The 17,966-nt window shown below is 52.5% G+C and carries 18 protein-coding genes; 12 read left to right on the top strand and 6 right to left on the bottom strand.

Annotation, left to right across the window (positions count from 1 at the left end; translation table 11 throughout):
• Positions 1-147: 147 nt before the first annotated feature.
• The gene (locus ACVXHP_RS04890; protein WP_200006375.1) at positions 148-819 is read left to right on the top strand and encodes a DUF3313 domain-containing protein; all 672 of its coding nucleotides are present in this window, start codon (positions 148-150) and stop codon (positions 817-819) included.
• 37 nt (positions 820-856) lie between these two features.
• Here ACVXHP_RS04890 and ACVXHP_RS04885 read toward each other — a convergent pair whose 3' ends face one another.
• Positions 857-1,765 (bottom strand): DMT family transporter, encoded by a 909-nt coding sequence (locus ACVXHP_RS04885; RefSeq protein ID WP_304698676.1) that lies wholly within the window; start codon positions 1,763-1,765, stop codon positions 857-859.
• 184 nt (positions 1,766-1,949) lie between these two features.
• Between ACVXHP_RS04885 and ACVXHP_RS04880 the strand changes: the two genes are divergently transcribed.
• Positions 1,950-2,819, top strand: coding sequence for an AraC family transcriptional regulator (locus tag ACVXHP_RS04880; RefSeq protein WP_447570980.1), 870 nt, complete (start codon positions 1,950-1,952; stop codon positions 2,817-2,819).
• Here ACVXHP_RS04880 and ACVXHP_RS04875 read toward each other — a convergent pair.
• Positions 2,802-3,968, bottom strand: a complete 1,167-nt coding sequence (locus ACVXHP_RS04875) for a benzoate/H(+) symporter BenE family transporter (protein ID WP_447570979.1) — start codon at positions 3,966-3,968, stop codon at positions 2,802-2,804. The two genes, ACVXHP_RS04880 and ACVXHP_RS04875, sit on opposite strands and share 18 nt — an antisense overlap.
• Before the next feature lie 105 nt (positions 3,969-4,073).
• Here ACVXHP_RS04875 and ACVXHP_RS04870 point away from each other — a divergent pair, with 105 nt between their 5' ends.
• Complete coding sequence (locus tag ACVXHP_RS04870; RefSeq protein ID WP_447570978.1) at positions 4,074-4,610, top strand: helix-turn-helix domain-containing protein; 537 nt, start codon at positions 4,074-4,076, stop codon at positions 4,608-4,610.
• Positions 4,611-4,689: 79 nt separating this feature from the next.
• Positions 4,690-6,651, top strand: a complete 1,962-nt coding sequence (locus ACVXHP_RS04865; RefSeq protein WP_447570977.1) for a peptidase U32 family protein — start codon at positions 4,690-4,692, stop codon at positions 6,649-6,651.
• On the opposite strand, the gene ACVXHP_RS04860 is transcribed toward ACVXHP_RS04865, so the two are convergent.
• The 4 genes from ACVXHP_RS04860 to ACVXHP_RS04845 all read right to left on the bottom strand — a co-directional run bounded on the left by ACVXHP_RS04860 (position 6,648) and on the right by ACVXHP_RS04845 (position 9,606).
• Positions 6,648-6,878 (bottom strand): DUF2554 family protein, encoded by a 231-nt coding sequence (locus tag ACVXHP_RS04860; RefSeq protein WP_316128919.1) that lies wholly within the window; start codon positions 6,876-6,878, stop codon positions 6,648-6,650. The two genes, ACVXHP_RS04865 and ACVXHP_RS04860, sit on opposite strands and share 4 nt — an antisense overlap.
• 189 nt (positions 6,879-7,067) lie before the next feature.
• Positions 7,068-7,193: a DUF2474 domain-containing protein gene (locus ACVXHP_RS04855; RefSeq protein WP_064507023.1), complete on the bottom strand. Its 126-nt coding sequence runs from the start codon at positions 7,191-7,193 to the stop codon at positions 7,068-7,070.
• Positions 7,193-8,203, bottom strand: a complete 1,011-nt coding sequence (cydB, locus tag ACVXHP_RS04850; protein ID WP_447570976.1) for a cytochrome d ubiquinol oxidase subunit II — start codon at positions 8,201-8,203, stop codon at positions 7,193-7,195. Before cydB ends, ACVXHP_RS04855 begins: the two co-directional genes overlap by 1 nt.
• On the bottom strand, positions 8,203-9,606 hold the full coding sequence (locus tag ACVXHP_RS04845) for a cytochrome ubiquinol oxidase subunit I (RefSeq protein WP_447570975.1): 1,404 nt from the start codon (positions 9,604-9,606) through the stop codon (positions 8,203-8,205). The genes cydB and ACVXHP_RS04845 overlap by 1 nt, the downstream gene beginning before the upstream one ends.
• A gap of 260 nt (positions 9,607-9,866) precedes the next feature.
• Between ACVXHP_RS04845 and ACVXHP_RS04840 the strand changes: the two genes are divergently transcribed.
• From ACVXHP_RS04840 to patD, 8 genes are all read left to right on the top strand, one after another.
• Entirely contained in the window at positions 9,867-10,043 is a 177-nt protein-coding gene (locus tag ACVXHP_RS04840) for a type II toxin-antitoxin system HicA family toxin (RefSeq protein WP_304698661.1), read from the top strand.
• A 46-nt stretch (positions 10,044-10,089) separates the two neighbouring features.
• Positions 10,090-10,506, top strand: coding sequence for a type II toxin-antitoxin system HicB family antitoxin (locus ACVXHP_RS04835; protein ID WP_447571147.1), 417 nt, complete (start codon positions 10,090-10,092; stop codon positions 10,504-10,506).
• A gap of 217 nt (positions 10,507-10,723) precedes the next feature.
• Positions 10,724-12,133: an aminotransferase-like domain-containing protein gene (locus ACVXHP_RS04830; RefSeq protein ID WP_447570974.1), complete on the top strand. Its 1,410-nt coding sequence runs from the start codon at positions 10,724-10,726 to the stop codon at positions 12,131-12,133.
• Between the two features lie 329 nt (positions 12,134-12,462).
• Positions 12,463-13,608, top strand: a complete 1,146-nt coding sequence (gene ydcS, locus ACVXHP_RS04825) for a putative ABC transporter substrate-binding protein YdcS (RefSeq protein WP_447570973.1) — start codon at positions 12,463-12,465, stop codon at positions 13,606-13,608.
• A 16-nt stretch (positions 13,609-13,624) separates the two neighbouring features.
• Positions 13,625-14,641 carry an ABC transporter ATP-binding protein gene (locus ACVXHP_RS04820; protein ID WP_447570972.1) on the top strand — a complete coding sequence of 339 codons (1,017 nt, stop codon included), beginning with the start codon at positions 13,625-13,627 and terminating at the stop codon, positions 14,639-14,641.
• Positions 14,642-15,586, top strand: a complete 945-nt coding sequence (locus ACVXHP_RS04815; protein ID WP_200006385.1) for an ABC transporter permease — start codon at positions 14,642-14,644, stop codon at positions 15,584-15,586. It begins immediately after the preceding gene.
• Complete coding sequence (locus tag ACVXHP_RS04810; RefSeq protein WP_003020204.1) at positions 15,576-16,382, top strand: ABC transporter permease; 807 nt, start codon at positions 15,576-15,578, stop codon at positions 16,380-16,382. Before ACVXHP_RS04815 ends, ACVXHP_RS04810 begins: the two co-directional genes overlap by 11 nt.
• Positions 16,383-16,403: 21 nt before the next feature.
• A complete protein-coding gene (patD, locus tag ACVXHP_RS04805; RefSeq protein ID WP_200006386.1) occupies positions 16,404-17,831 on the top strand; it encodes an aminobutyraldehyde dehydrogenase in 1,428 nt (475 codons plus the stop codon).
• Positions 17,832-17,966: the final 135 nt, after the last annotated feature.

The raw sequence follows: 17,966 nt of genomic DNA, 5'->3' as shown, positions 1-17,966 counted from the left end.
CCGGGGTTAACTCTCTCTGCGTTCAGCATTTTTTGAGTTGAGCGCAGAGATAAAATTGTGCGGTCCTTACCATTTTTAGTACATCCAAAATGAATCTGTTTTGCTATTCTTTTTAGGCATCATTGCGAAAACTAAAGGGATCGTTTCATGCGTACTCAAACTTTATTTAAAGTTGCAGTGCTTACTGGCTTGTTGGCATTATCCGGCTGTGCGTCAAAAGTGACCGAACCGGATAAATATTCTGGGTTTTTAAAAAATTACTCTGATCTGAAGGAAACGAAATCGGCAACCGGACAAACGGTACTCCGTTGGGTTGACCCGAACTACAACGAATCCAAATATGACAACATTGTATATAACCCGGTAACGTATTATCCGGTTCCTAAACCTACTACGCAGGTAGGGCAGAAGGTTCTTGATCAACTACTGACCTACACCAATACACAGTTGAAATCCGCTATCAGTAAGCGTAAACCCCTGGTGACGACACCTGGGCCACGTAGCCTGATTTTCCGCGGGGCAATTACCGGTGTAGCGACCAACAAAGAAGGTTTGCAGTTCTACGAAGTGATCCCGGTTGCACTGCTGGTTGCGGGAACGCAAATGGCAACGGGTCACCGTACCATGGATACCAACCTCTATTTCGAGGGTGAGTTGATTGATGCGGCGACCAATAAACCGGTCATTAAAGTTGTACGTAAGGGTGAAGGTAAAGATCTGAACAACGAAAGCACGCCGATGGCGTTCGAAACGTTGAAGAAAGTTGTTGATGACATGGCGACTGATGCTTCCATGTTTGACGTAAATAAAAAACAATAATAACGAAAAACGCACCATCCCAGGATGGTGCGTTTTTTTATGCCGCCCGGCGACGATATACGAGTTTAGCCATCAGCGCTTCTGGTCGGGCAAACATCACCAGATTCCCCAGCAAAATCAATATCAAACCGGCAATCGCGTTAACCTGCCAGACATAGCCTTCATACAAAGTTGACAGCGTCAGTGCGACCAGAGGGAAAAGCAACGTACTGTATGCGGCCTTACTGGGACCAATGCGACCGACCAGTGTGAAATAGGCGCCAAAGGCAATCACCGAACCAAAAATAGCGAGATACAGCAGTGCGCTAAGATAGCTGAAAGTCCACTGCGGAGTGAAGTCATCGCCACGCACCAGCGCAATAGCGGCGATCAGCAATGTACCGTACAGCATGGCCCAGCTATTGGTGGTCAATACTTCCAGCCCTTTTTTCTGGTGGCGCAGACTTATCATGTTGCCCAGTGAAAAACCAAAGGTTCCCAGAGCGCTTAAACCAATGCCCAGCAGAAGTGAATGATTGAACCCACTGTTGAGCAAGTCCTGCCAGAACAGGGTGACAATGCCCGTCAGTCCCAGACCGGCTGCAATATAAAAGCGCACCGGCGGTTTTTGGCCGAAAAACAGAAAGCTATTGACCGCATTGAACAGCACGGCCATCGAGAAAATCACCGATTCAAGGCCCGTGTTAATCCACGCCGCAGCCGTATAAAAACACCAAAAATTAAAGCAAAAAACGCACCCGCCTTGTAACAGACAAAACAGATGGTCACGACCAGATAGTTTGCGTAATTTACCGCTAACCAACAGGATTATTATCATTACCGAGCTGGCAACAGCAAAGCGCCAAAAGATAGAAACTGGCGCTGGAACCGGCCCTTGCTGCAGATAAATGGCAATCCATGTCGTTCCCCAAATCACTACCACCAGGCAGTACAGCAGTGCGTTCATACAACTCTCTCTTTTTATCTTCAGGCGCACACAGTGTCACGTTGAGTAGCAGGAGGCTTTCATCGGATTGCGGTGGACTTGCAAAATCTTGCGCTTTTTTTAGCGTAAAGGTGAAAAGGAAGCTGTTAACGATATGTCGCTGATATAGACTGAAAGCCTGCTAACTTATTTTGAATGTGATGGTATGTCTCAGCCCTACGGTGCCTTTGAAAATTTACGCAAACATAATGCCGTGCTGCATGAGTCGGTTGCGTTACATTCAGGGATCCAACTGGCGGCCTGGTCAAATAAGCGTGATACCATTACCCAGTATTGCGATCACCATACCCTCAGCTTATACATCGCCGATGGCTACGAGAGCTATCACAAGACGGCCGGGGGCTGGAAGAATGGCGGCGGGCCGGACCGTTTTTGCCTGATGCCGAAAGAGAGCGAATCCAGTTGGGATATCCGCGACGATCTTTCCTTTGTGCATCTCTATTGTACGGACGCTCATTTGCGCGAAGTGGGTGAAAAAGTCTGGGACAAAAGCCCCTATAGCTTCACGCTGGATGAACATACGTTTGGCAGCGATCCGGGGATCACAGCGGTTTATCGTCAGTTTCTACTCGGGAATGACTGGCAACAACCGGCCCATCATCTCACGCTCAGCGCCGCGTCTTCGCTATTGCTCACGCATCTGATCCAGCATTACAGTAACGTCCAATGGCAGTTGCCCGTTGTCACCGGAGGGCTTGCGCCTGCCACATTGCGCAACGTGCTGGCCTACATAGAAGCGCATCTGGCGTACCCCATCACTCTGAGCGATTTAGCAAGCGAGGCAGCGCTAAGTGAGTTCCATTTTGCCAGAATGTTTCGCCAGTCAATGAATATGGCACCGCATCAGTACGTTATGCAACGACGTATGGTATTAGCCCAGCATCTGGTCTGTCATTCTTCCCTCAGTTTGTCGGATATTGCGATGGCTTGCGGGTTCAGTTCGCCGAGCCATTTCAGCAACCGGTTTAAGCAGGTGACGGGTAAAACGCCAACGCAGTTACGTGCGGCGAAATAACGTAAACACCGCGTAGCACACACCTCCGGCGATCAACCCCCAGAATGCGGACCCAACCCCCCATAGCGTCAGACCACTGGCAGTGACCAGAAAAGTAATGATAGCCGCATCACGCTCGGGTTCATGATGCAATGCCTGGTACAAGCTGCCGCTAATCGTGCCAAGCAACGCCAAACCCGCCAGCATTTGGATCCAGCTTACGGGCAAGGCCGCCATCAGTCCGGTGACCGAACCGCCAAAGGCTCCAGCCAAAAGATAGAAGACACCCGCCGCCGCGGCGGCTAACCAACGTCGCCTTGCATCAGGATGCGCTTCGGGACTTTGGCAAATTGCTGCTGTTATGGCGGCAATACAGATGGAATAGACGCCAAAAGGGGAAAACAGCAGCGCCAGCAGACCGGTAAAGACAATCAACGGTGAAACGGGTAACGCATAACCTGACGCTTTCATGGTGGCGATACCGGGCGCATTTTGCGAGGCCATGGTGACCAGAAACAGCGGGAGTGCGATGCTAATGCTGTGGGCAAATGAAAAATGTGGGGCGATAAACTCGGGTAACACTGGAGATAAACTCACCTCATTAGTGACAATGTCACCTTTTGCCAGCGCGATGATTATACCTACCAGCATCGCGGCGATCGTCGCATACCGTGGGGCAATGACTTTAAACGCTAACCATGCCACCAGCATGCTACCGCACAAGATAAGCTCACTATTCAGGCTATTGAACGCCTGCAGGCCAAAGCGTAACAGGATCCCGGCCAGCATGGCTGACGCCAGCGAGTGGGGGATTATTTTCATCAGTCGGGCAAAGAGTCCGGTTACGCCGCACAGCACTATTAAGGCGTTAGCCACGATAAAAATACCGATCGCATCCTGAATCGTTACCCCTTGCAGCCCCGTAACCAGTAGTGCGGCGCCGGGTGTTGACCATGCCGTAAGAACAGGGGCGCGATACCATAATGTCAGCGCCAGCGTACTAACGCCCATCGCTATTCCCAGCGCGGTCATCCAACCCGCAATTTGCCCTGTCGTCGCACCTGCGGCCAGCGCCGCTTGCCAGATAATGGCTGCCGAACTGGCGTAACCAACCAGCACCGCGACAAAACCTGATAGCACGGTAGGCAGAGGGATTGAAAATGTGCGCATAGCAACTCCGTGTGCGTTATAACGGTCAGCCACTGTAGCACTGTGCGTTATAGCGTACAAGTGCTAAGCTGTAGCCTTGAGAAGACAGGGCGAAGAAGGAGAAATATGGATAACTTAACTCACTATCTGGCGACGACGCTCAGAACGCTACGCCATCAGCGGGAATGGAGTCTCTCGCGGCTGGCGGAGGAAACAGGCGTGTCAAAAGCGATGCTGGGGCAGATTGAGCGCAATGAATCCAGCCCTACCGTGGCGACATTGTGGAAAATCGCCACCGGGTTGAATGTCCCATTTTCGACGTTTATTTCGCCGCCCGAGTCAGACAGCCCCCCGGCTTTCGATCCCCAACACCAGACGATGGTCGTCACGCCGCTGTTCCCGTGGGATCCTCAGTTGTGTTTCGATCACTTTTCGATACTGCTGGCCCCCGGCGCGCTCAGTGAATCCACACCACACGAAAGCGGTGTTATAGAGCATGTAGTGGTGATTAGTGGTCTGCTGGATATGTGCATTGATGGCCTATGGCGTACCATTAAAGCCGGGGAAGGTGTCCGTTTTGCTGGCGATACTGCCCATAGTTACCGTAACAGCGGTGAACAAACAGTTCACTTTCATTCACTGATCCATTACCCGCGCAGTTGATCGGGAAAACTATTCCGAAATGCCGCGCTTGTGACTACAATAGCCGCCATTTTTACCGCTTGTGGATGGTAACAACTGTATGCGCCAGCAACCTCATCACCTTGAATTGTTAAGCCCGGCCCGGGACACCGCCATTGCGCGCGAAGCCATTTTACACGGCGCAGACGCCGTTTATATTGGCGGACCGGGATTTGGCGCGCGTCATAACGCCAGCAACAGCCTGAAAGATATCGCCGAACTGGTGCCTTTTGCCCATCGCTTTGGGGCGAAAATCTTTGTGACGCTGAATACGATTTTGCACGATGATGAACTGGAGCCCGCGCAGCGATTAATTACCGATCTGTACCAGACCGGTGTTGATGCTCTGATTGTGCAGGATATGGGGATTCTGGAGCTGGATATTCCCCCCATTGAGCTGCATGCCAGCACCCAGTGTGATATCCGCAGCGTCGAGAAGGCGAAGTTTCTGTCTGATGTCGGATTTACCCAGATTGTCCTGGCGCGGGAACTGAGCCTTGAGCAAATTAACGCCATCCACCAGGCCACGGACGCGACCATTGAGTTTTTCATTCACGGTGCGTTGTGCGTCGCCTATTCAGGCCAGTGTTATATTTCACATGCGCAAACCGGACGCAGTGCTAACCGCGGCGACTGTTCCCAGGCTTGCCGTCTGCCGTATACCCTGAAAGACGATCAGGGGCGCGTGGTGTCCTATGAAAAACACCTGCTGTCGATGAAAGATAACGATCAGACCGCCAACCTGGGCGCGTTGATTGATGCAGGCGTGCGCTCTTTCAAAATTGAAGGGCGCTACAAAGACATGAGCTATGTGAAGAATATTACCGCCCATTATCGTCAGATGCTGGACGCCATCATTGAAGAGCGTGGCGACCTTGCCCGTTCATCAGCCGGACGCACTGAACATTTCTTTACCCCCTCCACGGAAAAAACCTTCCATCGCGGTAGCACTGATTATTTTGTCAATGCGCGTAAGGGCGATATCGGCGCGTTTGACTCGCCAAAATTCATCGGTCTGCCGGTAGGTGAAGTCCTGAAGGTCGCGAAAGATCATCTTGATGTTGAGGTCACCGAGCCGCTGGCGAACGGCGATGGTCTGAACGTGTTAATCAAGCGTGAGGTGGTTGGTTTCCGTGCCAATACCGTTGAAAAAACGGGGCACAATCGATATCGGGTGTGGCCGAATGAAATGCCTGCCGATTTGCACAAAGTTCGCCCGCATCATCCGCTGAACCGTAATCTCGATCATAACTGGCAGCAGGCGTTAACCAAAACCTCCAGCGAACGTCGCGTTGCGGTTGATATTGCACTGGGCGGCTGGCAGGAGCAGTTGATCCTGACGCTCACCAGCGAAGAGGGCGTGAGCGTCACTCATACGCTGGACGGCCAGTTTGAAGAAGCGAACAATGCGGAAAAAGCGTTGAGCAACCTGCAGGATGGTCTGGCCAAACTTGGACAAACGCTTTATTACGCCCGCGATATTCAGGTTAATCTGCCGGGGGCGCTGTTTGTGCCAAACGGTCAACTCAATCAATTGCGACGTGAAGCTGTCGACATGCTGGATGCGGCGCGTTTGCAAAACTATCAGCGCGGCAGTCGTAAACCGGTTTCACAGCCTGCGCCGGTGTATCCACAAACGCATCTGAGCTTCCTGGCAAACGTCTATAACCATAAAGCGCGTGAGTTTTATCACCGTTATGGCGTTCAGTTGATTGATGCGGCCTATGAAGCGCACGAAGAAAAGGGGGATGTGCCGGTGATGATCACCAAACATTGCCTGCGTTTTGCGTTTAACCTGTGTCCAAAACAGGCGAAAGGCAACATTAAGAGCTGGAAAGCCACACCGATGCAGTTGGTTAACGGCGATGAAGTTCTGACGCTGAAATTTGATTGCCGACCGTGCGAAATGCATGTAATCGGCAAGATGAAACATCACATTCTGAAGATGCCGTTGCCGGGCAGCATCGTCGCTTCCGTCAGTCCCGACGAACTGATGAAAACATTGCCGAAGCGTAAATCTTAACCCTGGTGAGTATCGGGTTTGCGTGATTTTTGCCAGTAATGATGTTCGCGAAGATCGGCGGCGGATTCTTCCGCCGTCACGCGTAGCTCATCGCTGTCGGCGGTATGCCGTAATACGTGATCGGCATCCTGCACCTGAAAATATTCATGTCCCTGATTGGTTGCGAGAAGTTGACCAGAAAAAAGCGCGCTGGCCAGCAATAACACCGTTAACCCTTTCTTAAACATCGTGCACCCTCTGGTACGTTAGCAGCGGAAGTGGCGATAATTTTGCCTGGTGACTATTCAATATTTTACTCGGGTAAATGGCAATCTCTGTTTTGCCAGTGAGATGTTTTTTGCATTTTTGTTTGGTCAACGTTGGGATTTGTTACAACCGGGAAGCATCGCGCTGCCCGGTTGTTTTCAGGAAGGGAATCAGGACTTAAAGCCTGCAGCCGTCATCAGTAAACGAAAGAACATACCGACGGCGGCCAGGGCCAGCACGCTGCCGCCCCAGAGGATCACCAGCCACATCAGGCGTTTCCAGATTGATTGTTGCATCAATGATACCCCTCACCATGTTGAACTTTGCCGCGGAACACGTAGTAGCTCCAGAAGGTATACACCAGGATTATCGGGATAATCAGTAGCGCGCCAACCAACATAAAGCCCTGACTTTGCGCGGGCGCTGCCGCCTGCCAGAGCGTAATGGACGGCGGAATAATATGCGGCCATATGCTGATCCCCAGACCGCTGAACCCAAGAAATATCAACCCCAGCGTCAAAACAAAGGGCAGTGCATGGCTGTGTTGTTGGTCCAGTGAGCGCCACAACCACATGCTGATCAACACCACCAGTAGCGGAACCGGCATCAGGAACCACAGGTTGGGCAGGCTAAACCAGCGCTCGGCAATCGCACTGTGCGCCAGCGGCGTCCACAGGCTGATAATGGCGATAACAACCAGCATCGCCAGCAGCAGTTTTTTGGCCACGCGGCGCATTTTATCCTGCAACGGATTTTCGCTTTTCATCACCAGCCATGTTGCTCCCAACAGGGCGTAGGCCACAACCAGGCCAACACCGCAGAACAGCGTGAACGGGGTCAGCCAGTCGAAAGGACCGCCGCTGTAGGTGCGTCCGGTGACAGAAAATCCGTTAAGCACGGCACCTACCACGATGCCTTGAGTGAATGTCGCCAGAATTGAGCCGCCGAGAAAAGCTTTGTCCCAGAATGGTCGATGTGCTGGCGTGGCATTAAAGCGAAACTCAAAAGCGACACCGCGGAAAATCAGGCCGAGCAGCATCAGGGTTAGCGGGATCGTCAGCGCATCGACAATCACCGCATAGGCCAGGGGGAAAGCGCCGAATAATCCGGCCCCGCCCAGCACCAGCCACGTTTCATTGCCGTCCCATACGGGGGCGACGCTATTCACCATCACATCACGGTCATCAGCATCCTGAATAGCAGGAAATAAAATGCCGATACCGAGGTCGAAACCGTCCATCACGATATACATCAACGTGGCGAATACGATAATGACAAACCAGATAACTGATAAATCGATACCCATTAGCGGTGAGCCTCCGGTTGAGAATCGAGAACTGCAGCAGAAAGCGGTCGTGCAGGCGTGCCTGATGGCGGCGTTGACGGATCATCTTCCTGCGGCCCTTTACGGATCAGGCGGATCATGTAGCTGTAACCGACGCCAAACACTGAGCTGTACACCACAAAGAATGACAGCAAGCTGATGATCATATGTAAATCGCCATGCGCGGATACCGCATCCGCGGTACGTTGCAGACCGTAGACCACCCACGGTTGACGGCCAACTTCAGTGGTTACCCAGCCAGCCAGGATGGCAATCAGACCGGAGGGACCCATCCATAATGCAAAACGCAGGAAAGGGCGTGAGGTGTATAGCCGCTGCTTATAACGCAGCCGCAGGGCGATCGCACCCAGCAGGATCATCAGCATGCCTAACCCTGCCATAATGCGAAACGACCAGAACACCATGGTTGAATTGGGTCGGTCTTCTTTAGGGAACTCTTTTAGGGCCGGGACTTGTTTATCCAGACTGTGGGTCAGGATCAGACTGCCCAGCGCCGGGATTTCCAGTCCATATCGGGTCCGCTCCTGTTCCATATCCGGCCAGCCGAACAGCAATAGCGGAGTGGGTTCACCGGGCGGGTTTTCCCAGTGTCCTTCAATCGCCGCAATTTTTGCCGGCTGGTGTTTCAGCGTATTCAAACCGTGCATATCACCAATCAATGCCTGTAGCGGGGCGACGATTAACGTCATCCACAGCGCCATCGAAAACATAGCGCGAATAGCCGGCGTATTGTTTCCGCGTAGCAAATGCCACGCCGCGGAAGCCGCGACAAACAAGGCGCTGCTGAGGAAGGCGGCTACGGACATATGCAGCAGGCGATAAGGGAATGAAGGATTGAAAATAACTGCTAACCAGTCGACGGGAACAACCTGTCCATTAACGATTTCATAGCCTTGCGGCGTCTGCATCCAACTGTTGGAAGCGAGGATCCAGAAGGTAGAAATAATGGTACCCAGCGCAACCATACAGGTCGCGAAGAAGTGCAGGCCTGGTCCCACGCGGTTCCAGCCGAACAGCATTACGCCCAGGAAGCCCGCTTCGAGGAAAAAGGCGGTTAACACTTCATAGGTCAGCAGTGGTCCGGTGATGCTCCCGGCGAACTCGGAAAAACCGCTCCAGTTGGTGCCGAATTGATAGGCCATCACCAGTCCGGAAACCACACCCATACCAAAGTTTACGGCGAATATTTTCGACCAGAAATGATATAGCGAGCGCCAGGTGGGATTTTTCGTTTTTAGCCACAGCCCTTCGAGCACTGCCAGATAACTGGCGAGGCCGATGGTAATGGCCGGAAAGATAATGTGGAAGGATACCGTAAACGCGAACTGGATCCTCGCCAGGTGAAACGCGTCAAGACCGAACATGCTTAACTCCGCAGGCAAAATTGATTTGGCGCAATTCTAAGCCCGGGAAGCAATGGAGGGCAGAAACAGAACAGTTCTTTTTAACCATAACAGTTGTGGCGCTGTTATAGGTTGGCCTGGCTGATATGAAATCTGGAAGCGGGATTCCTGTTATTAAATAGCGTCCTCCCCAGGCTAGTGATTGTGCGTTATTAATAGAAAGGGAATTAAAAGTAATCATAAATGTTTACCTTGTGTATAATGGATGACAGGGAGGCGCAGTGAAGCAAAGTGAGTTCAGACGCTGGCTTGAATCTCAGGGAGTTGAAGTTACAAACGGCTCAAATCATCTGAAGTTGAGATATCAGGGAAGGCGTAGCGTTATGCCCAGGCATCCTGGTGATGAGATAAAAGAGGCCCTGCGAAAAGCCATTCAAAAGCAGCTTGGCATACAGTAATCATCATCTCTATGAGGCTGACTATATGAGAAATTTTGAGAAAATTATGCGTTATCCCGTTAATCTAATACCCGCCGTGGAAGGTGGGTTCATGGTGTCTTTTCCGGATATTCCTGAAGCATTGACTCAGGGAGAAACTCGCTATGATGCTTTGCAGGCTGCGCAGGCCGCATTGGTCACCGCTTTTGAATTCTATTTCGACGATAACGAACCGATTCCTATGCCTTCAGCGGTTGTCGCTGGCGCTGACTATGTGGAAATACCACTGAGCGTTGCGTCTAAGGTTCTGTTGTTAAATGCCTTCCTGGAATCGAATATTACCCAGCAGGAGCTGGCAAACAGGATCGGCAGGCCTAAGCAGGAAATCACTCGCTTATTCGATTTAAAGCACGCGACAAAAATTGATGCTGTGCAGATAGCTGCCCGCGCTTTAGGAAAAGAACTGTCGGTAACGATGTTGTAAAACTGTTAACTATAACAGTTATAAAAAATGTCATGATTATGTAAACTGATATATACCATAAATAATTTGAACTGCAGGAAGGCGGCAAGAGAGAGAATCCTCAGGAGCATAGATAACTATGTGACTGAGGTGAACGAACGTAGCCAACGCACGTGCAGCTCGAAGAATGACGGGTATACACAGTGGTTGTCACCAACACCAGTAATCAGGACGAAAAATGAAAAAGTACCAGCGACTGGCAGAGCAAATTCGCGATCAAATCGCGTCTGGCGTATGGCAACCTGGCGATCGGCTGCCTTCATTGCGTGAGCAGGTGGTCAGCAGCGGGATGAGTTTTATGACCGTTGGCCACGCATACCAGTTGCTGGAAAGCCAGGGCCGGATTATTGCCCGGCCCCAGTCGGGTTATTATGTTGCCGCGCGCCCTGAACGTAATTCTGCAGCACCTCAGGTGCAGGTCATGCGGGACGAAGCGGTGGATATCAACACCTACATTTTTGATATGCTACAGGCCAGCCGGGATGCGTCGGTGATGCCATTTGCCTCTGCGTTCCCTGACCCGCGTCTGTTCCCCCTCCAGCAGTTAAACCGCTCGCTGGCGCAGGTAAGTAAAACGGCCACGGCGATGAGCGTGATCGAAAACTTGCCGCCGGGGAATCAAGAGTTGCGCCATGCCATCGCCCGTCGCTATGCCCAACAGGGGATGACCATTTCACCTGACGAAATTGTGATCACCACCGGTGCGCTTGAAGCCCTCAACCTGAGCCTGCAGGCGGTCACCGAACCGGGTGACTGGGTGATTGTCGAAAACCCCTGTTTTTATGGCGCGTTGCAGGCACTGGAGCGATTACGTCTGAAAGCGCTGTCTGTTGCCACTGATGTCAAAGAGGGGATCGATCTTACCGCGCTCGAGCAGGCATTGCAGGAGTATCCGGTAAAAGCGTGCTGGTTGATGACCAACAGCCAAAATCCGCTGGGGTTTACGCTCAGTGCAGAGAAAAAAGCGCATCTGGTCGCATTACTGGAGAAATATCATGTGATGCTGATTGAAGATGATGTTTACAGCGAACTGTACTTTGGCCGAGAAAAACCGCTCCCCGCCAAAGCCTGGGATCGCAGCGATAGCGTTCTGCATTGTTCATCTTTTTCAAAATGCCTGGTGCCTGGGTTTCGCATTGGCTGGGTGGCGGCAGGGAAACATGCCCGGCGCATTCAGCGACTCCAGCTAATGAGCACCTTATCCACCAGTTCCCCGATGCAGCTTGCACTCGTGGACTATCTGTCAACCCGACGCTATGACGCGCATCTGCGTCGTTTACGTCGTCAACTTGCGGAACGTAAACAGCAGGCCTGGCAAACGCTACTACGCCATCTTCCGGCGGAAGTCAAAATTCACCACAACAATAGCGGCTATTTTCTGTGGCTCGAACTGCCGGAACCGCTGGATGCGGGTGTGCTCAGTACGCAAGCGCTGGCGCACCACATCAGCATTGCGCCGGGGAAAATGTTCTCAACCTCGGGGAGCTGGACGCGTTTCTTTCGCTTTAATACCGCATGGCACTGGGGAGAACGCGAGGAACAGGCAGTGAAACAGCTTGGAAAATTAATTCGCGAAATGATGAAATAAAATGTAACGCGCTATTCAATATAAAAGAATAGTGCGTTCTTATTTTCGAAATAGAGAGTGCCGAACCCTGATGTTATTTATATCGGGTGCTACCATACAAAAAATCAATAGTTCTTACTATTGCCACCTCTGCGCCTAACTCCTTGTCTATACTCCAGAAGATTAAAGAAGCCGGTCTGAATCAGTAGCGTAATGAGCGTTAGCTCACAACCTGATTAAATTTCCTTGCGCCAGCAGGAACGCTTACAACACCCCGACTATTTTTAGGAAAGGACATATATTTACGGCAAGGCTGCCGCTCAATATTTTTTAGACAGGAGTAAGATGTTATGAGCAAGCAATTTGCCCTCAGTAGCCTGTGTGCGCTCAGTATGACGCTGATGACTGCACAGGCAGCCGAACCCCCGACATCATTAGATAAACCGGAAGGCCGCCTGGATATTATTGCCTGGCCGGGTTATATCGAACGCGGACAAACCGATAAACAATATGACTGGGTCTCGCAGTTTGAGAAAGATACCGGCTGCGCGGTCAATGTTAAAACGGCGGCCACATCTGATGAGATGGTCAGCCTGATGGCAAAAGGCGGCTACGACCTGGTGACCGCGTCCGGTGATGCTTCTTTGCGTCTGATTATGGGTAAACGCGTGCAGCCGATTAACACCGCGCTGATCCCAAACTGGAAAACTATCGATCCACGCGTGGTGAAAGGCGAGTGGTTTAACGTTGGCGGAAAAGTATATGGCACCCCGTATCAGTGGGGGCCAAACTTGCTGATGTATAACACCAAAACTTTCCCAACGCCGCCGGATAGCTGGAACGTGGTGTTTGTTGAGCAAAAACTTGAGGACGGGAAAAGCAATAAAGGACGCGTGCAGGCCTACGATGGCCCGATCTATATTGCCGATGCTGCGTTATTCGTTAAAGCCACCCAGCCGCAATTAGGCATCACCGATCCCTACCAACTCACCGAACAACAGTATCAGGCGGTTATCAAAGTCCTGAGCGATCAGCACGCGCTAATCCACCGCTATTGGCACGATACCACCGTACAAATGAGTGACTTCAAAAACGAAGGCGTGGTGGCGTCCAGTGCCTGGCCTTATCAGGCTAACGCCCTGAAAGCGGAAGGACAGCCTGTTGCCACGGTATTCCCAAAAGAAGGAGTTACCGGCTGGGCTGACACCACCATGCTGCACAGTGCAGCGAAACACCCGGTGTGCGCTTACAAATGGATGAACTGGTCATTAACCCCGAAAGTACAGGGCGACGTAGCCGCCTGGTTTGGTTCTCTGCCAGTGGTGCCTGAAGGATGTAAAGCCAGCCCGCTGCTGGGTGAAAAGGGCTGTGAAACCAATGGCTATAGCTACTTTGACAAAATCGCCTTCTGGAAAACGCCAATGGCGGAAGGTGGCAAATTCGTTCCTTACAGTCGCTGGACGCAGGATTACATCGCCATTATGGGCGGTCGTTAATTCCGCTGGGGGTTTTATGACGTACGCAGTAGAGTTTCATAACGTCTCGCGTCTGTACGGGGATGTTCGTGCAGTTGATGGAGTGAGTATTGCGATTAACGACGGGGAGTTTTTCTCTATGCTGGGGCCATCCGGCTCCGGCAAGACCACCTGTCTGCGCCTGATTGCCGGGTTTGAGCAGCTTTCAGGCGGCGCAATCACCATTTTTGGAAAACAGGCCAGCGAGTTGCCCCCCTGGGAACGGGACGTCAATACGGTATTTCAGGACTACGCGCTATTCCCACATATGTCGATCCTCGACAACGTCGCTTACGGGCTGATGGTCAAAGGGATTGATAAAAAACAGCGTCACGCCAAAGCCCGTGAGGCGCTTGATAAGGTCGCACTTGGTTTTGTTCATGAGCGCAAACCGTCACAGCTTTCCGGCGGACAACGTCAGCGCGTGGCGATTGCCAGGGCGCTGGTCAATGAACCGCGCGTTCTGCTGTTGGATGAACCACTTGGGGCGTTGGATCTCAAGCTGCGCGAACAGATGCAATTAGAGCTGAAGAAGTTACAGCAATCTCTCGGTATCACCTTCATTTTTGTCACACACGATCAGGGTGAAGCGCTGTCGATGTCTGACCGTGTGGCGGTGTTTAATAACGGTCGTATCGAACAGGTGGATTCTCCGCGTGAACTGTACATGCGTCCGCGGACACCGTTTGTGGCGAGCTTTGTCGGGACGTCCAATGTCTTTGATGCCACGATGTCAGAGAACGTTTGCGGGCTACAGGGGATGTTTTCCCTGCGTCCGGAACACATTCGTTTGAATGACGCCGGGGGAGAAGTCCAGGCTCCGGGAGTGATTCAGGCGGTGCAGTACCAGGGCGCGGCGACGCGGTTTGAACTGAAACTTGCCGGCGGTGAAAAATTACTGGTGAGTCAGGCGAACCTGACGGGAGAAATGCTGCCGTCAACGCTGTCGCCGGGTCAGCAGGTGATGGCATCGTGGTCACGCGATGTGATGGTACCGCTGGTTGAGGAGAGGTGAATGGCTATGAACGTCTTACATTCGCCACCGCAACCGACGAATCTGAACAAGATCTCCGGTTTCTTCTGGCGTAATCCGGGGCTGGGGCTATTTTTACTGCTTCTCGGGCCGCTGATGTGGTTTGGTATCGTCTACTTTGGCTCGCTGCTGACGCTGTTGTGGCAAGGTTTTTATACCTTCGACGATTTCACCATGTCGGTCACGCCGGATCTGACGCTGGCGAATTTGCAGGCGCTGTTTAATCCCGCCAACTACGACATCATTTTGCGTACCCTGACGATGGCGATAGCAGTAACTATTGCCAGCGCAATTCTGGCGTTTCCGATGGCGTGGTATATGGCGCGCTATACCAGCGGCAAAATGAAAGCCTTTTTTTATATTGCTGTGATGTTGCCGATGTGGGCCAGCTACATTGTTAAAGCCTACGCGTGGACGTTACTGTTGGCGAAAGACGGCGTGGCGCAGTGGTTTTTAACTCATCTTGGGCTGGAGCCGCTGCTGCTTTCGTTCCTGACGCTGCCTGCAGTCGGCGGCAATACGTTGTCGACCTCAGGGTTAGGGCGCTTTCTGGTGTTCGTCTACATCTGGCTGCCGTTTATGATCCTGCCAGTACAGGCCGCTTTGGAAAGGCTTCCGCCGTCACTGTTACAGGCCTCCGCTGATTTGGGCGCGCGTCCACGTCAAACCTTCCGCTATGTGGTCCTTCCGCTGGCGATACCCGGTATCGCGGCGGGATCGATCTTTACTTTCTCTCTGACGTTGGGCGACTTTATCGTGCCGCAACTGGTGGGGCCGCCGGGGTATTTCATCGGCAACATGGTGTATTCGCAACAAGGGGCGATCGGCAATATGCCGATGGCGGCGGCATTTACTCTGGTGCCGATTGTGTTAATCGCACTGTATCTGGCGTTCGTGAAGCGTCTGGGAGCTTTCGATGCACTCTGAACGCGCACCCTGGCTACTCAAACTGGCGGCATGGGGCGGGGTTATTTTCCTGCACTTTCCCATCCTCATCATCGCCACCTATGCTTTTAATACTGAGGAGGCTGCTTTCAGTTTTCCACCGCAGGGGTTAACGCTGAAGTGGTTTAGCGTTGCGGCGCAGCGTAGCGATATTCTGGAATCAGTGACGTTGTCACTTAAAATCGCTGCGTTGTCGACGGCCATTGCCCTCGTTCTGGGGACGCTGGCCGCTGCCGCGCTGTGGCGTAGGGACTTTTTTGGCAAGAGTGCAATATCGCTGTTGCTGCTGTTGCCAATCGCGTTACCGGGGATCATCACCGGCCTGGCGCTGTTGACGGCGTTTAAAACCATCAACCTGGAGCCGGGTTTTCTCACCATCGTGGTGGGGCATGCGACGTTTTGCGTGGTGGTGGTGTTTAACAACGTTGTGGCGCGTTTTCGCCGTACCTCATGGAGTCTGGTTGAAGCGTCTATGGATCTTGGCGCCAACGGCTGGCAAACCTTTCGTTACGTGGTGCTGCCGAACCTGGCATCGGCACTGCTGGCGGGAGGGATGCTGGCGTTTGCCTTGTCATTTGATGAAATCATCGTGACAACGTTCACCGCCGGACATGAAAGAACACTTCCTTTGTGGCTGCTCAATCAATTGGGTCGTCCGCGAGATGTGCCTGTCACCAACGTTGTGGCATTGCTGGTAATGCTGGTGACTACACTGCCAATTTTAGGGGCCTGGTGGCTAACGCGTGAAGGCGACACTCTCGCCGGAAACGGTAAATAAACGACGATATGGGAAATTGCTATGCAACATCAATTACTGATTAATGGCGAGCTGGTCAACGGTGAAGGTGAAAAGCAGCCGGTCTATAACCCTGCCACTGGTGAACTGATTCTGGAGATTGCCGAGGCGTCAGCCATGCAGGTTGATGCCGCGGTCCGTGCGGCCGATCATGCTTTTGCCAGTTGGGGACAAACCACACCGAAAGTGCGTTCCGAGTTACTGCTGAAACTGGCTGATGCTATCGCGGATAACGCGCAAACCTTCGCTGAGCTGGAGTCGCTTAACTGCGGTAAGCCGCTGCACTGTGTGCTCAACGATGAAATTCCGGCCATCGTCGATGTGTTCCGCTTCTTCGCCGGGGCGGCCCGCACCCTACAAGGACAGGCAGCCGGAGAGTATCTGGAAGGGCATACGTCAATGATTCGCCGGGATCCGCTGGGCGTGGTCGCCTCCATTGCGCCGTGGAACTACCCGCTGATGATGGCGGCGTGGAAACTGGCTCCGGCGCTGGCGGCTGGGAACTGCGTGGTGATTAAACCGTCGGAAATTACCCCGTTGACAGCGCTTAAACTGGCCGAGTTTGCCAAAGATATTTATCCGGCAGGCGTTATCAACGTGCTGTTTGGCCGTGGAAAAACGGTGGGCGATCCGCTGACCGGACATGAAAAAGTCCGCATGGTTTCATTGACCGGCTCTATTGCCACCGGTGAACACATTATCCAGCATACCGCGCCGTCGATTAAGCGCACACATATGGAACTGGGCGGCAAAGCCCCGGTCATCATTTTTGATGATGCTGATCTGGATGCGGTAGTGAGTGGCGTGCGGACCTTTGGTTATTACAACGCCGGACAAGACTGTACCGCCGCTTGTCGAATCTATGCCCAGAAAGGCATTTATGACGCACTGGTTGAAAAACTCGGCGCGGCGGTTGCCAGCCTGAAAATTGGCGCACCGAACGACGAATCGACGGAGCTGGGACCGGTAAGTTCGCAGGCGCATCTTGATCGCGTGACGAAAGCGGTCGATGAGGCCAAAGCCCTGGGACATATTAAGGTTATCACCGGTGGTAAAAAAGTGGATGGCGCAGGCTACTACTTTGCCCCAACGCTGTTGGCTGGGGCGAAGCAAGAAGATGCCATCGTGCAGCGGGAAGTTTTTGGTCCGGTGGTCAGCGTGACCGTATTTGATGATGAAGACCAGGTCCTGGCGTGGGCGAATGATTCGAAATACGGACTGGCATCTTCTGTCTGGACCCGGGACGTCGGTCGCGCGCATCGGTTCAGCGCTCGTCTGCAATATGGTTGCACCTGGGTCAATACCCACTTCACGCTGGTCAGCGAGATGCCGCACGGCGGGCAAAAACAGTCTGGTTATGGCAAAGATATGTCGGTGTACGGACTGGAGGATTACACGATTGTTCGCCATGTCATGATCAAGCATGAGTAATATCTTAAGCGCGAACAGCTAATGAGGCACGGATAGCTAAATATTGGCAAACGGGTGTCTATACTATTCGCGCCACTGGCCTCGTCGCCATCGGACGGCGGTAAGTTGGAAATATCCGCGAGGTCAGGCTAATTG

This window comes from Citrobacter freundii complex sp. 2025EL-00176, assembly GCF_053309355.1.
The sequence above is the reverse complement of the archived record's forward strand: the minus strand, read 5'-3'. Positions and strand labels throughout refer to the sequence as shown.